Source organism: Erythrobacter sp. YT30 (assembly GCF_001542875.1).
Classification (GTDB): Bacteria; Pseudomonadota; Alphaproteobacteria; order Sphingomonadales; family Sphingomonadaceae; genus Erythrobacter.
In genome coordinates, this window is sequence record NZ_LMAF01000001.1 from 21,225 (window position 1) to 34,081 (window position 12,857).

Sequence of the window (12,857 nt, forward strand, 5' to 3'; positions counted from 1 at the left end):
AAAATGGGAGCTTGGGCGAGCTAACCCGCATCAGCCTCCGCCAAAAGCCTTTCGGCAAGAGCCAGATGCGGCCGATCGACCATGGCTCCATCCATTGCGACTACGCCAGCGCCAGGGTTGTCGGCAAAGGCTTGTACGATTGCGCGGGCGTGAGCGATTTCATCTTCACTGGGCGTGAAGGCGGTGTTGATGGGTTCAACTTGAGCCGGGTGGATGGCCAGCATGGCGCGAAAACCAGCGGCGCGCACAGATTTGGCGCGAGAGGCGAGGGCATCAAGATCCCGAAATTCCGGCTGCACGGTTTCGATCGGCATGACGCCTGCATTGACCGCCGCGAGCAGACAGAGGCTTCGCGCTAGCTCATAAACATGCGCGTATTCGCCGTCTGCGCCGCGCTGTTCGCGTGCTCCAAGCGCGCTCGACAAATCCTCTGCGCCCCAGCTCAAGCCGACAAGGCGTTCGCGGCCCGGATAGTCCTCTGCATATTCGCGCGTTGCATACATCGCAGCGGCGGTTTCGGTGATGAGCGCTGCAATCTTGGTGGAGCCAAGCTGCAGGCCATGCGCGGCTTCCAAAGCTGTCAGATAATGATGCAGTTGGGCGATGTCGGCCTTGCCTTCTGCTTTGGGCAAAAACAGCCCGCCGGGCGCCTCGGGGATGACCGCAGCCAGATCCACGACGGCATCGGGCGTCGTAAGCGGATTGATCCGCACCCAGATGCGCGCGCGGTCATCAGCTTCTTTTAACTGCGCGGCGACCATCTCGCGAGCTTGCGGTTTGTTTTGAGGGCTGACCGAGTCTTCCAGATCGAGCAGCGCAATATCGGCATCTCCGCCGATTGCCTTGCTCATTTTCTTGTCGCTATCGCCCGGCGCAAACAGCCAGCTGCGCATCTTGATCGTCATCGCATTCGCTCCCTAACTCGGGAATGGCCTAACCGCGTCAGAATGAGCCTTCAATCTCTAGCGTGAAAATCGTGCCGAAAGTGCGCCTGCGGTCTTCTGAAAAATCGATGACGCCGGCTGAGCGATCAAGGAAGACGGTGCGTTCGAACAGGTTGGTCCGGTCCAGGATGTTGGACGCGCTCGCTCGGATAGTCATGCCTGCGACATCCTTGTTTTCGATAAAGGCGGTTGTGAAAGCAAATGTCTCACCCTGACGCGCAATCTCATCAAGCCGAACGTCAAAAGCGTTTTCTTCCCAGAACATCTCGCTGCCAATCGCCCATGATGTGCCGAAGAAATCGTGCCGCAATGTGCTTTCGAAGTTGTAGGTTTCAATGCCCGACAATTGGCGTTTGAAGCCGAGCAAAGGATCGCGCACCGAACTGCCGATTGCGTTGAATGTCACGTCAAGGCGGGTGCCTCTCCAACCAAGCCCATCTGACAGGAGCGTCAGGTCACTTTCCACTCCGTACCGCTGAGCCGAGGGAAGGTTTCCTGGCGCCTGCCCGCCACCTTCTATCGGGATCTGATCAACGATATCCGTGATCTCTTCAAAAAATGGTCTTAGGCTCAGAGAGCCAAGCGCGCCGAGATTTACTGCCGCTTCAACTTCGAAAACCCAGCTTTGTTCGGGCACGAGATTGGCATTGCTGACATTCTCGCGCTCCTGATCGAGATCGACCGAAGCGATAAAGTCGAAAAAGCTGAGTTGTCCTACTTCACGCTCAATCCGGCCAGACAGATTTAGTGCATCGCTCGCTTTCCAATCGAGCGAGACAAAGCCCTTCGGACGCCAGAACTCTCGGGTTTGGCCGAAAGGGCCGCTTTGGCTGATCTGCGAATACTCTGCACCAATCGACGTCTGTAGCTGGAGGCCCGGCTTTAGCACTTTACCATATGTGATGCCGCCATCGACCCGGTCTTCATCAACCCGCGCATTTGCGCCTGCGAGCGGGGTGGGGACCAATTCTCCGGTTGCGTCGCGTTGTTGAAGCGAGGATTCGATCTCAAGAAAATTGCGCACGCCTTCAAGCGCGAACACCAGATTGCCGCCTAGGCCATCCAAGGAGTACTCTGACCGGACAATGGTTTCAGCTTCATCGGCGTCGCGTTCGAACCGGAAGCCTTCCAAAGGTCTCCCGTCAGCGAATTCGGTGATCGAGCTGTCGACGGTTGGGCTGTCCTCGTATCGATGATAGCCAATGAGTTTGAGCCTGCCGGGCCCGAACTGGAACTGATAGTCAGCGCCGATCTCGAAGTTAAACTCGTCCTCGGAATCGCGAAAGGTGCGAACGTTCGGCGTGTCGCCGTTTTGGGGAACCCGATCGGAAATCTCGATCCCGCGCCGGAGAAAGCCATTCACTTCGCCGGTGAGGTTGAGCACATTGCCATTGTCCGCAACTCGCGAATACGAACCCGACAATTGGATGGTGTCGAAATCGCTGTTGCGCCGTTCTTCGCGAATTTCGGTGAGCAGTCCGTCGCCATCGAACACCAGTTCCGGCCCATCATCACCGCGCCGATTAGAGTCGTTTTCGAGCGCTAATGTCCAATCATCTTTCTGCCCGCCACCGGCGATCGCCACAGATCCTTCATATAGGCGAGCAGGCGTGCCGCGGGTACGGAATTGCGGAGCGTAGCGGAATTGGCCCGAAATTGTGCCCGTCGATGCAGTGATGACATTCAGAACCTGACCCGACAGCCCGCCAATATCGAGGCTCGCTCCATCCACCAGTTCCAGCCGCAAAACTTCTTCGGTTGGGATGCGCTGAAGAGCTGCAACCGGCCCGTTCGATTTGCCCGAAATGCGCCGACCATTGATCAGGACATTGGTGTCTGCTTGCCCAAGGCCGCGCGCGCCATCGCCCTCTTGTATCGAAAAGCCGGGCACTTGGCGCGCCATGTCGAGCGCGCTGCGCGGGGCGAAGCGAGCAAAATCTTCGGGTCCGAAACTCCGGCGCGTCGTCGTATTGCCTGACGTATCTGCGCTTGCGGGCGCGGTCGCTCCGTCTTCCACATCAGGTTCGTCGATCGATCTTTGCTCTTGCGCAAAAGCAGGCGACGCGAGGCCGACCGTGCACAGCGCAGACAAAGCGCTGCCACAAAAAAAGACGCGGGTGGACATAGCCCGCAATAACGGTCGGGAAAGCATGAAAGTTCCTTTCCCCGCACCGCAATAAACAAACAGGATTTTTCGACGAACACTCCACTGGTCGGGACGATAGGATTCGAACCTACGACCCCCACACCCCCAGTGTGATGCGCTACCAGACTGCGCTACGTCCCGGCCGAGTGGAGGCGCGCTCCTTAGAGCGGCAGCGCACACCTTGCAAGCGCGATTGCGTGTATAATCGCCAAAGCGCGTGCGCCATTGATTGCGAGTGTCTTGCAATGCTGCTAGGCGCGCCCACTTAATCCCATGGGATACGGGAGGTACGCGCGTGGGCACGCTCCATGCACCTGCCGAATTCTCACACATAATTTGGTAAAAGACGGGCGAAATTTACGTGATTATCGACATTCTTGCCGCAGCGGGCGCAGGTGCAGAAGCGCCGCCAGCCTGGATCAATTTCCTCCCGATCATCGGGATGGTCGCGATATTCTGGTTCTTGATTATCCGCCCGCAGATGAAGCGGCAAAAAGAGCATCAGGCAAAGATCGGCAGCGTGAAGAAAGGCGATCAGGTTGTCACCGCCGGTGGCCTCGTTGGCAAAGTGGCGAAAGTTACCGATGATTACGTCGAAATTGATCTTGCCAAAGATGTCCGCGTGAAAGCGGTCAAACACACAATCGGCGATATAATTGAGCCCGGCGGCAAACCCGCGAACGATTGACCGCATAAGCGCAGCAGAGAAAACGAGAATAAGCGGCCATGCTTGAATTTCCCCTTTGGAAACGGTTGACGCTGTGGGGCATTACGCTCGCAGCTTTTGCAGCTGCAGTGCCATCGATTTTGAGCACGGCGGGCGTTGAAATTCCCGATGATGTGTCAGCGCCTTCGGTCAATCTGGGGCTAGACCTTGCGGGTGGTTCGCACCTCCTTCTCGAAGCGAAGCCTGAAGATATCGCGTCTCAGCGGCTCGAAAACCTTGAAGAGAATGTTCGTACAGAACTGCGCAATGCCGAACCGCGCATCCGATTTGGCGATGTGTCGACCGCCGGCGGCGAACTCAGCTTCATGCTTGATCAGGCATCGGACATTGATCGCGCTCGGGGGCTCCTCGAACCGCTGCTCGAAGGCACCATTAACGCAACGCGCCAATGGGAACTGAGCGTTGTCGATACGCAGCGTGTTGTCCTTTCGCCCACGTCGGGCGGGAATTCGCAGGCCGTCGATGATGCCATGGACAGTGCCACCGAAGTTGTTCGCCGCCGGATCGACGCGCTTGGTACACGCGAACCAACGATCATTCGCCAGGGCGACACGCGGATCGTCGTGCAGGTGCCGGGTCTTGAAGACCCACAGGCGCTCAAGGAACTGCTGGGCACGACCGCGCAGCTTGAATTCAAACTCGTTGATGACAGCGCTTTGCCGACACAGGTCCAAGCGGGAATTGCGCCTCCTGGAAGCGAGATTTTCCCGTTCGCTGAAGACAGCGATTTTGCAGGGCAATTCATCGCGGTGGAGCGGCTCGGCGGCATACGCGGGGACAGTTTGACGGGTGCGCAAGCAGGCGTCGATTCCCGTAACAACGAAGACGTCGTCAACATTCAGTTCGACACGCAGGGCGGGCAGAAATTCGCCAAGCTATCGACCGAGAATGTAAACAAGAGATTCGCCATTATTCTGGACGGCGAGGTGATATCCGCCCCGGTGTTCAACGAACCGATTTATGGCGGTTCTGCTCAGATTTCCGGCAGTTTCGATGCAGACAGCGCGAATGAGCTCGCTATTCAACTGCGTTCGGGCGCACTGCCCGTGCCACTTACCGTCGTCGAGGAACGCAGCGTTTCTGCGGAACTGGGCGCGGATTCGATCCAGCGCGGCATGCTCGCCATGCTCATTGGCAGCCTTGCTGTGATTACGCTGATGATCGCGACGTATGGCCGTTTCGGCATCTACGCGACCATCGCTCTCATCTTTAACGTTGGCGGGCTGCTTGGCCTGATGGCGATTGGCAATTTCACGCTGACGCTGCCCGGTATTGCAGGCTTTGTGCTGACAGTCGGGGCAGCAGTTGATGCGAACGTGCTCATCAACGAGCGTATCAGGGAAGAGCGCAAGCGCGGGCGCAAGGTCATTGCCGCGGTTGAGAATGGCTATAAGGAAGCCAGCCGCGCGATTTACGATGCCAACATCACGAACTTTATCGCTGGTGTTCTGCTGCTGAGCTTTGGCTCCGGTCCGGTACGCGGTTTTGCTATCGTGCTGATTATCGGGCTGGTGACGTCGGTGTTTACAGCCCTGTTGCTCACGCGGATGTGGGTTGCGGACTATATCCGCAAGAAACGTCCCGTGGATCTCAATATTTAAGGGGTAGGTGACATGAAGCTTCTGAAACTCGTCCCCGCCGATACCAACATCAGGTTCCTCAAACTGCGCGTCCCGCTGTTCTCACTAAGCGTGCTGCTGGTGATTGCCAGCTGGGCCTTGGTTCTGACGCAGGGCCTCAATTACGGCGTCGATTTCGCAGGTGGGCAGGAAGTGCGCCTGACTTTTGAAGAGCTCGAAGAAGCCCCGATTGGTGAGCTGCGCAGCAAGGTTGCAGATCTCGGCTATGGATCCCCGGTGGTGCAGGAATTTGGCGCGCCCAACGCTGTATCGATCCGTGTTCCTTTGCCCGAAGGCGTTGAGGACCAGCCCGGAGCAGCCACCGAAATCGGCAATGAGGTGGTCAATACTATCTCGTCAGAATTCCCCGGCGTCCGAACCGATGGCAACGATACCGTGTCGGGCAAAGTCGCGGAGGAGTTCCAAACGAGCGCTATCCTCGCACTCGGCCTCGCTATGCTGGGCGTTGCGCTTTACATCTGGGTTCGGTTTGAGTGGCAGTTTGGTGTGGGCGCGCTGTTCGCACTGTTCCACGACGTGTCGCTGACGCTGGGTATGTTTTCGCTGTTCCAGCTTGAATTCAGCCTCCAGATCATCGCCGCCATTCTCGCCTTGATCGGGTATTCGCTCAACGATACGATCGTCGTTTTCGATCGCATCCGTGAGAACCTCAAGAAGTTTCGCAAGATGCAAATTCCTGAGCTTCTCGATCTGTCGATGAATGAGACTCTGGCGCGCACAGTGATGACCTCGTTGACGCTGCTTGTGGCGATGCTGCCGCTCTTGTTCTTTGGCCCGGCAAGCCTGTTTGGGCTTGTCGCGGCTATTACCTTTGGCCTTTTCGTCGGTACGTATTCGAGCGTCTATCTGGCATCGCCGATCCTGATCTGGATGGGGGTCAATTCTGACAGCTTCGTTCCGCAGGAAACCGAGGCCGATCGGCAGGAGAACAAGGCGAGAGCAGCGGCAGCGCGTAGCAAAGCGTGACCGACAAGCGCGGTTAGCTCGCGATCTTTTCGAAGTGCGCCGCGAGTTCAGCGGCGTTCTTTTCCCAGCTAAAGCGCTCTGCAAAGGCCGCGACTTCCTGCCTTCGCGGCGGGTTGTTGAGCACGGTGTTGACCGCTTGGGCCACCGCTTCTGATGAGCGCTCTGTAAGCAATCTGCCTGCCACATCGTCGGTAATCAGCTCGCGCGCTCCGCCGACGTCGGTTGTGACAACAGGCGTCCCGCAGGCCAGAGCTTCGACCCAGGAATTGGCCAAGCCTTCATTCTCAGTCGGAAGCACCATTGCATCGGCTGCGGACAGGATCAGCGGGAGCAGATCGTGATCCAGCGATCCTGCGAACAAAACCCTTTCGGAAACGCCCAATTCATCAGCCTGCGCCTCCAGCTTTGCGCGATCTTCGCCTTTGCCCACCAGGATCAGTCGTGCACGCGGGATTTGTGGCAGGGCACCAATGGCAAATTCTTGGCCTTTGCGCGGGATCAACGAGCCAACGCAGACCAATAGGGGCGCATTGTCGGGCAGGGCAAACTTGAGAGCGCTCGCCAGTTGGCCTCGCAATTGTGTGTGATTGAGCGGCCTGAAACGATCACGGTCAAGGCCGGTGTAATGCAGCGTGATCTTGTCCTTTGGCATGCCCAACAGCGCCATCTTGTCAGCAAGATCTTCGCTAACTGCGAGCAAGCCTGTTGCCTTTTTCGCCGCGTCCAGCATTTGCTCTCGCGCGAAATCCTGCTTGCCCCAATACGTGATGTCGCTGCCCCGCGCTTTGATCGAGAGCGGTCTGCCCAAAGCGCCTGCAATCGAAGCAGCGCCAGGTCCATCGGGAAAGAAGAACTGCGCGTCGACAACGTCGATTGGTCTTTTCGCATGGATCTGCTCGATCAACGGGTAGGCCGCTTTTACGATTGCGCTTGCATTGCGCCGCGCGCCGATCCGGGGGATCAGAGTGAAGCGCGGGCGGTGAATGACGACGCCGCCTTCTTCGCCTGTCGCCGGTAATTCCGACAGAGCACGGTAGCGGCCAAAAACAAGCGGCGGAATACCAATCGGATTGATGCATGTGACGCGCCAATCGCCGCGTTTGGCAAGAGCTTCCAAAGAGCGCGCCACAAAGGTGCCAAAGCGCGGATTTGCCGCGTTGGGATAAAGCGTGCTCAAGGAAAGGACGTGCTTCACATCTTGCCCTTCATGACTTGCGCCAAAGATAACCCACTCTGGTTAAGAGTGCCTGACCAAATCATCGACTGAACTTAGCAGATGCTGATCAACTTATAAGGGGCGCACCAGCATTGCAGCGAGAGCGATCCAGGGCGGGTTGTCGACCACTTGCTGTTTCTGGCCTGCGTCAGGAGGCAACACTCCAACCAAAGTCCCGCGCCGATCAATCAGTCTGCCAAAGGCAAAGCGACCACCCGGACGCGGGATCAGGCAATCGCGATTGATGGCTTCGGTCGCGTCTTCGGGTGGCAATTGCCGCATGAAAATCATGTCGCCGGGCCTGTATTCGCCCATGCTCGCCGTCACGCTCAATGCCATCATCGGCGCTCCGTCGGCCACTGATGCAAGATCGCTAGGCAAAACCGCTTCGCGCGGGCTTGTCAGCGCGTCTGGCCCGTCCGCGCCCAATTCCGCCACGATCTGCGGTGCGGGAGAGGCTTCTGACCGGACGAGGCTTTCAGGATCAACGCCCAAAGCCGCGCCAATCCGATCCATCCACTTGATCGAAAGGTTGCGCATCCCCGTTTCCAATCGGCCAATGGTTTGCGCAGTGGTGGGCGGATCGCAGGCTTCTGCCAGCTCGGCCAGCGTCATGCCCTTGGCCTTGCGAATATCACGGATCCGATTGATCATTACGTATCCCCTCGCTCAACGACTTTTATCACTTTCCTACACCTCAGGTGAAAGTTCAAGGGTGGCGTTCACCAATTCGGTGAAAAAGGGAGATTTCCATGCCACGCAAGCTCGTTGAACGTGAAATGACTGTCGAGGGGCCGCGTCACGGCTCAAGCGCGAAGGGAAAGAGGCGCACAGTCACCGTGAACCTGGGTGAAAGCCCACTCGCCTGGCTGCATTCGCGCGGTCATCTGGACACGCGGCTATTCGATGCAGGCGAAGCATTGCGGCGCGATTACGAGTACGCGCAATTACCCGCCAATGTGACGATGCGCTGGGATCCCGTGCGGATCAAGACGACCGGCGAGCAAGGGCTATCGCAAACCGAACGGCAGATTGCAGCCAAGCAGCGATTTGATGCTGCATTGAAAGAGGCGGGCAAGGGCCTCGAAGACATCTTGTGGCGCGTGGTTTGCGCTGGCGAAGGCTTGCCAGATGCTGAAAAGACCCTTGGATGGCCAGCGCGCAGCGGCAAGCTGGTGTTGAAACTGGCGCTGGAGCGGATTGCCGATTTTTACCGGATCAGGTGATCTGGACTATTCGCTGCCGTAGAAAAACCGCTCTTCCACGATCTTGCCATCGGCGACGGTGTACACGCCAACTTCCTTCATTTGCGAGCGTTCGCCAAACATGGTCACATCCATGCCGTAATTCACCGCAAACTGATCACCGAAGACGTACGGGCCCTCAGTGGTCGAGGAGTGCATTTCGGCGTTTTCCTCCCACCATTTGTGTTTTGCGAGCAAGGCCTCACGCCCTTGGACCCGGGCCATTTCGTCGTCAGTTGGTTCAAGGCTGATAATATCGTCTGACCAGAACGACTGATATTTCTCAGCATCGTCCTCTTTGACAGCTTGAGTGAAATCCTTGGCGAGTTGTTCGATGCTCATTTTCCGTCTCCCATTACAGTCGAAAAACTACCCATGGAATGTGTCATTATTGGGTCTGGAAGGGGCTGGATAACACGAGCTACTTCTGGCAGCCTTTGCAATATGCGGGGGACAATCATCCGATACGGGCTGCTTTATGGCTCTGCGCTCGCTGGTATCGCGATGCTGCTCCAATGGGTGCAGTACCGCTACACCGTGATGAACATGCCGAGCGAAGCGTACATTGCGATCGTCGCGGCGATATTCGTGGCGATTGGCATTTGGGTGGGAATGCGCCTTACCCCGCAGCGCGCGGGTGCTGAGTTCGAGCGCAATGACAAAGCCATTGCCGCATTGGGTCTTACAAAACGGGAATGTGAAATCCTCGATCAGCTGGCAACGGGATCGAGCAATAAAGAAATTGCGCGCGAACTTGGCGTATCGCCCAACACGGTCAAAACGCATATCGCCAATCTCTATACCAAGCTGGATGTGACGGGGCGCGGTAAAGCGGTGGAGGCTGCACGCAAGTTAGAACTCATCCCCTGACTGCCCTCGTAAAATTGGGCGATCAGTGCGAATTCACCCATCTGGGTGATAGGATTTCAGACTAGAATCGAGAATTCAAGACGCAGCCCGATTGGCGGGCCTCACCATATCGGGAGACAATCACATGCTGCGCTACTCACTCACATTTGGCGGAATCATTGGCGTCCTTGTTATCGCGCTGATGACAGTGACCCTTTTTGCGCTGGGACCAGATGCTGGCGGTACGACGGAGCTGCTTGGCTATGTCACAATGCTCGCCATTCTCAGCCTGCTGTTTATGGGGATCAAAAGGTATCGCGACCTGGAACAGGGCGGCGTCATTACCTTCAAACAAGGCGCTCTTGTTGGAACGGGCATCGCCGTTATTGCCGCGTTGATTTACACGATCAGCTGGGAAGGTGTGCTCGTCGCCACCGACTATGCCTTTATCGAGACATACAGCCAGTCGCAGATTGACGCGATCAAGGCGGAAGGTCTGCCAGCAGCGCAAGAGGCGGAGAAAATAGCCGAAGTGCAAGCGGGGATGGAGCAATACCGCAATCCACTTTTTCGCTTGCCCATTACTTTTATAGAGATTTTCCCAGTTGGCCTTGTTGTGGCGTTGCTATCCGCTGCAATCCTGCGTTTTCCGAAGGTGCTTCCTGCACGGGCCAATGCGGCGAGCGCGGCCTAATCGGTCGCATCACCGGGCCAAGACTGCATCGACCGCGCTGCGCAATCGCGGCAGTGCTTTGTCCTCGAACCATGTGTGCTTTGCCATGAACAGGCGCGATCGCCATGCGGGGTGAGGCAGAGGGATGAGAGTGCTGTTTGCCTCATTACACTCAGCCCACGCCCTAATCCTGTCCGCCATCGTGAGTTTGCTCGTATTGCTCATGTAAGCTTTCTGAGCATAGGCACCGAGGAGCAGAGTTAGCCGATCTTTGGGCAGCGTATCGAGCACGCGGTCATGCCATTTGGGAGCGCATTCGGGGCGGGGCGGCTGATCGCCTCCTTTTGCCTTGCCTGGATAGCAAAACCCCATCGGGACAAGCGCGATCTGTGCTGGATTGTAGAAATCGGCTTTATCGATTTGGAGCCATTCGCGCAGCCGATCCCCGCTGTCATCATCCCACGGTATACCGCTTTTGTGGACCTTGGTGCCGGGTGCCTGGCCGATGATCAAAATGCGGGACGTCTCGGAAAACTGCACCACGGGGCGGGGGCCAAGTGGCAGATGCTCTGCGCACAGGGTGCAGGCCTTGATCGCGGTGTGGAGCGATGCGGCGTCCTCGCTCATCCTTCCACTTTTTCAGCTAGATCGAGCCAGCGCTCTTCGGCTGCGTCCTTTTGGCTGCGCGCGTTTTCGAGGCCTTTGGTGATCGTCGCAAATCGTTGCGGATCTGACGTGAAGAGATCGGGATCGGCGAGGATCGCTTCAGCTTTGGTTATCGCCGTTTCGAGCTCTTCAATTTTCGCAAGCAATTGCTCGTAATCGCGCTGGTCTTTGTAGGAGAGCTTGTCTGATCTGGGAGCGGATGGCGCTGAGGCAGGAGCGGGTGTTGGCGCAGCGGTTTTGGATTTTTCTGCGACCGGCTTTCGCCGTTTCTCTTCCCAATCCTCATAGCCGCCTGCGACGATGTCGACCCGGCCTGTTCCATCCAGGCCCAAAGTGACCGTTACCGTGCGATCCAGAAAGTCGCGGTCGTGGCTGACGATGAGCACGGTCCCGTCGAAATCTGCTATCACTTCTTGCAAGAGATCGAGCGTTTCAAGGTCGAGATCATTGGTCGGTTCATCGAGCACCAGCAGGTTTGCTGTCCGCGCAAATTCGCGGGCGAGAAGCAGGCGTGACCTTTCGCCGCCCGATAATATGCCGACTTTTGTGTCGACGATCTTGGGATCGAACAGGAAATCTTTGAGATATGCCTGCACATGCTTGCGCTGCCCGCGCACAACGATCCAATCGCCACCTTCGGCAAGGATGTCGCGAACGCTGACATCAGGCTCCAACAGCCTTCGCTGCTGATCGATCATCACGCCCGACAAGGTGCGGGCGTGGGTGATCTTGCCGCTATCGGGTTCAAGCTCGCCAGTGAGCATTTTGAGCAGTGTCGTTTTGCCCGCGCCATTCGCGCCAACGATCCCGATCCGATCGCCGTTCTGGATGCGCAGTGTGAACGGTTTGATGATCGCGCGGCCATCGTAGGATTTGCTGATCCCTTCTGCGACAATCACCGATTTCGATTTGAATTCATCGTCATTGGCAAGCTTCAGCTTGGCAGAGCCGGTATCCGAGATCATCGCCGCGCGGGCTGCCCGCATCTGATAAAGCTTTTCGAGCCGCCCCTGGTTGCGCTTGCGCCGAGCCGTGACGCCGCGTTCAAGCCAGTGTGCTTCCAGCTTTAGTTTGGCATCCAGCTTTTCGGCCGCACGTGCTTCTTCGGCATAGACAGAGGCTTCCCATGCTTCATATCCGCCAAAGCCGACTTCCTTGCGCCGCAACGTACCCCGGTCGAGCCACAAGGTCGCGCTGGTAAGGCGTTTCAGGAAAGTCCTGTCGTGCGAGATGGTGATGAATGCGCCTTTATAGCGCTTCAGCCAATCCTCCAGCCAATCAATCGCGCCGAGATCCAAGTGGTTGGTCGGCTCGTCAAGCAGCAGGAGGTCAGGGTCTTGCGCCAGTGCGCGGGCGATCGCGGCGCGGCGTTTTTCACCGCCGCTGGCTGAGGCGGCATCACGTTCCATATCGATGCCGAGCTGGCCTGCAATGCTTTCAACCTCGTGCGCGGCTGGGGCATCGTCACCTACGAGGGCGAAATCCATCAGCGAACCAAATCCTGAAAAATCCGGCTCCTGCTCCAGAAACACAATCCGCATATTGGGCTTAACCCGCCGCGTGCCGCGATCCATTTCGATGCGATCATCGATGATCTTGAGCAATGTCGTTTTGCCTGCACCATTGCGCCCGATCAGCGCCAGCCGGTCTCTTGGCCCGATATGCAGATCAATCGGCTCTGCTCCCTGGCCCGGCTGGGGGCCACCAAACAGCCAGCGCCCGCCTTGCTGCAGGCCGAGCCCTTCGAGGCTGAGGATGGGAGGTTGTGCCATAGCGCGCGCAGTTA

General features: G+C 57.4%; 13 protein-coding genes and 1 tRNA gene. 6 read left to right on the forward strand and 8 right to left on the reverse strand.

Translation table 11 applies throughout. The features are described 5' to 3' along the window. Positions 1-20: 20 nt before the first annotated feature. The 3 genes from AUC45_RS00115 to AUC45_RS00125 form a co-directional block, all read right to left on the reverse strand. Complete coding sequence (locus AUC45_RS00115) at positions 21-905, reverse strand: CoA ester lyase (RefSeq protein WP_067596674.1); 885 nt, start codon at positions 903-905, stop codon at positions 21-23. 37 nt (positions 906-942) lie between these two features. Then, on the reverse strand, positions 943-3,096 hold the full coding sequence (locus AUC45_RS00120) for a TonB-dependent siderophore receptor (protein WP_082700886.1): 2,154 nt from the start codon (positions 3,094-3,096) through the stop codon (positions 943-945). A gap of 58 nt (positions 3,097-3,154) precedes the next feature. Further along, positions 3,155-3,231: transfer RNA gene (locus tag AUC45_RS00125), tRNA-Pro, on the reverse strand. A 223-nt stretch (positions 3,232-3,454) separates the two neighbouring features. On the opposite strand from AUC45_RS00125, the gene yajC reads away from it, so the two are divergent. The 3 genes from yajC to secF are packed head-to-tail and all read left to right on the forward strand — an operon-like array spanning position 3,455 to position 6,423. Next, entirely contained in the window at positions 3,455-3,778 is a 324-nt protein-coding gene (gene yajC / locus AUC45_RS00130; protein WP_067598781.1) for a preprotein translocase subunit YajC, read from the forward strand. A gap of 38 nt (positions 3,779-3,816) precedes the next feature. Further along, positions 3,817-5,418 carry a protein translocase subunit SecD gene (gene secD / locus AUC45_RS00135; protein WP_067596678.1) on the forward strand — a complete coding sequence of 534 codons (1,602 nt, stop codon included), beginning with the start codon at positions 3,817-3,819 and terminating at the stop codon, positions 5,416-5,418. A 12-nt stretch (positions 5,419-5,430) separates the two neighbouring features. After that, the gene (gene secF / locus AUC45_RS00140; RefSeq protein WP_067596680.1) at positions 5,431-6,423 is read left to right on the forward strand and encodes a protein translocase subunit SecF; all 993 of its coding nucleotides are present in this window, start codon (positions 5,431-5,433) and stop codon (positions 6,421-6,423) included. A 13-nt stretch (positions 6,424-6,436) separates the two neighbouring features. On the opposite strand, the gene AUC45_RS00145 is transcribed toward secF, so the two are convergent. Both AUC45_RS00145 and AUC45_RS00150 read right to left on the reverse strand, forming a co-directional pair. After that, positions 6,437-7,600 (reverse strand): glycosyltransferase, encoded by a 1,164-nt coding sequence (locus tag AUC45_RS00145; RefSeq protein ID WP_369815206.1) that lies wholly within the window; start codon positions 7,598-7,600, stop codon positions 6,437-6,439. A gap of 111 nt (positions 7,601-7,711) precedes the next feature. After that, the gene (locus AUC45_RS00150; protein WP_067596684.1) at positions 7,712-8,293 is read right to left on the reverse strand and encodes a helix-turn-helix domain-containing protein; all 582 of its coding nucleotides are present in this window, start codon (positions 8,291-8,293) and stop codon (positions 7,712-7,714) included. Positions 8,294-8,391: 98 nt separating this feature from the next. Between AUC45_RS00150 and AUC45_RS00155 the strand changes: the two genes are divergently transcribed. Continuing rightward, positions 8,392-8,865, forward strand: a complete 474-nt coding sequence (locus AUC45_RS00155; protein ID WP_067596686.1) for a DUF6456 domain-containing protein — start codon at positions 8,392-8,394, stop codon at positions 8,863-8,865. Positions 8,866-8,871: 6 nt separating this feature from the next. On the opposite strand, the gene AUC45_RS00160 is transcribed toward AUC45_RS00155, so the two are convergent. Further along, entirely contained in the window at positions 8,872-9,225 is a 354-nt protein-coding gene (locus tag AUC45_RS00160) for a nuclear transport factor 2 family protein (protein WP_067596688.1), read from the reverse strand. Positions 9,226-9,327: 102 nt separating this feature from the next. Between AUC45_RS00160 and AUC45_RS00165 the strand changes: the two genes are divergently transcribed. Both AUC45_RS00165 and AUC45_RS00170 read left to right on the forward strand, forming a co-directional pair. Beyond that, on the forward strand, positions 9,328-9,753 hold the full coding sequence (locus tag AUC45_RS00165) for a LuxR C-terminal-related transcriptional regulator (protein ID WP_067596690.1): 426 nt from the start codon (positions 9,328-9,330) through the stop codon (positions 9,751-9,753). Positions 9,754-9,877: 124 nt separating this feature from the next. Further along, positions 9,878-10,426 (forward strand): DUF4199 domain-containing protein, encoded by a 549-nt coding sequence (locus tag AUC45_RS00170; RefSeq protein ID WP_156423697.1) that lies wholly within the window; start codon positions 9,878-9,880, stop codon positions 10,424-10,426. Positions 10,427-10,435: 9 nt separating this feature from the next. Here the strand turns inward: AUC45_RS00170 and AUC45_RS00175 are convergent, their stop codons facing one another. Together AUC45_RS00175 and AUC45_RS00180 are read right to left on the reverse strand one after the other, a co-directional pair. After that, on the reverse strand, positions 10,436-11,032 hold the full coding sequence (locus tag AUC45_RS00175) for a uracil-DNA glycosylase family protein (RefSeq protein WP_067596692.1): 597 nt from the start codon (positions 11,030-11,032) through the stop codon (positions 10,436-10,438). After that, positions 11,029-12,843, reverse strand: coding sequence for an ABC-F family ATP-binding cassette domain-containing protein (locus AUC45_RS00180; protein ID WP_067596693.1), 1,815 nt, complete (start codon positions 12,841-12,843; stop codon positions 11,029-11,031). Before AUC45_RS00180 ends, AUC45_RS00175 begins: the two co-directional genes overlap by 4 nt. Between the last annotated feature and the right edge of the window lie 14 nt (positions 12,844-12,857).

Excerpts from the sequence above, each read along its gene's own strand:
- AUC45_RS00115 (WP_067596674.1), bottom strand. The coding sequence starts at position 905 with ATGACGATCAAGATGCGCAGCTGGCTGTTTGCGCCGGGCGATAGCGAC.
- AUC45_RS00120 (WP_082700886.1), bottom strand. The coding sequence starts at position 3,096 with ATGCTTTCCCGACCGTTATTGCGGGCTATGTCCACCCGCGTCTTTTTT.
- secD (WP_067596678.1), top strand. The coding sequence starts at position 3,817 with ATGCTTGAATTTCCCCTTTGGAAACGGTTGACGCTGTGGGGCATTACG.
- secF (WP_067596680.1), top strand. The coding sequence starts at position 5,431 with ATGAAGCTTCTGAAACTCGTCCCCGCCGATACCAACATCAGGTTCCTC.
- AUC45_RS00150 (WP_067596684.1), bottom strand. The coding sequence starts at position 8,293 with ATGATCAATCGGATCCGTGATATTCGCAAGGCCAAGGGCATGACGCTG.
- AUC45_RS00155 (WP_067596686.1), top strand. The coding sequence starts at position 8,392 with ATGCCACGCAAGCTCGTTGAACGTGAAATGACTGTCGAGGGGCCGCGT.
- AUC45_RS00160 (WP_067596688.1), bottom strand. The coding sequence starts at position 9,225 with ATGAGCATCGAACAACTCGCCAAGGATTTCACTCAAGCTGTCAAAGAG.
- AUC45_RS00165 (WP_067596690.1), top strand. The coding sequence starts at position 9,328 with ATGCGGGGGACAATCATCCGATACGGGCTGCTTTATGGCTCTGCGCTC.
- AUC45_RS00170 (WP_156423697.1), top strand. The coding sequence starts at position 9,878 with ATGCTGCGCTACTCACTCACATTTGGCGGAATCATTGGCGTCCTTGTT.
- AUC45_RS00175 (WP_067596692.1), bottom strand. The coding sequence starts at position 11,032 with ATGAGCGAGGACGCCGCATCGCTCCACACCGCGATCAAGGCCTGCACC.
- AUC45_RS00180 (WP_067596693.1), bottom strand. The coding sequence starts at position 12,843 with ATGGCACAACCTCCCATCCTCAGCCTCGAAGGGCTCGGCCTGCAGCAA.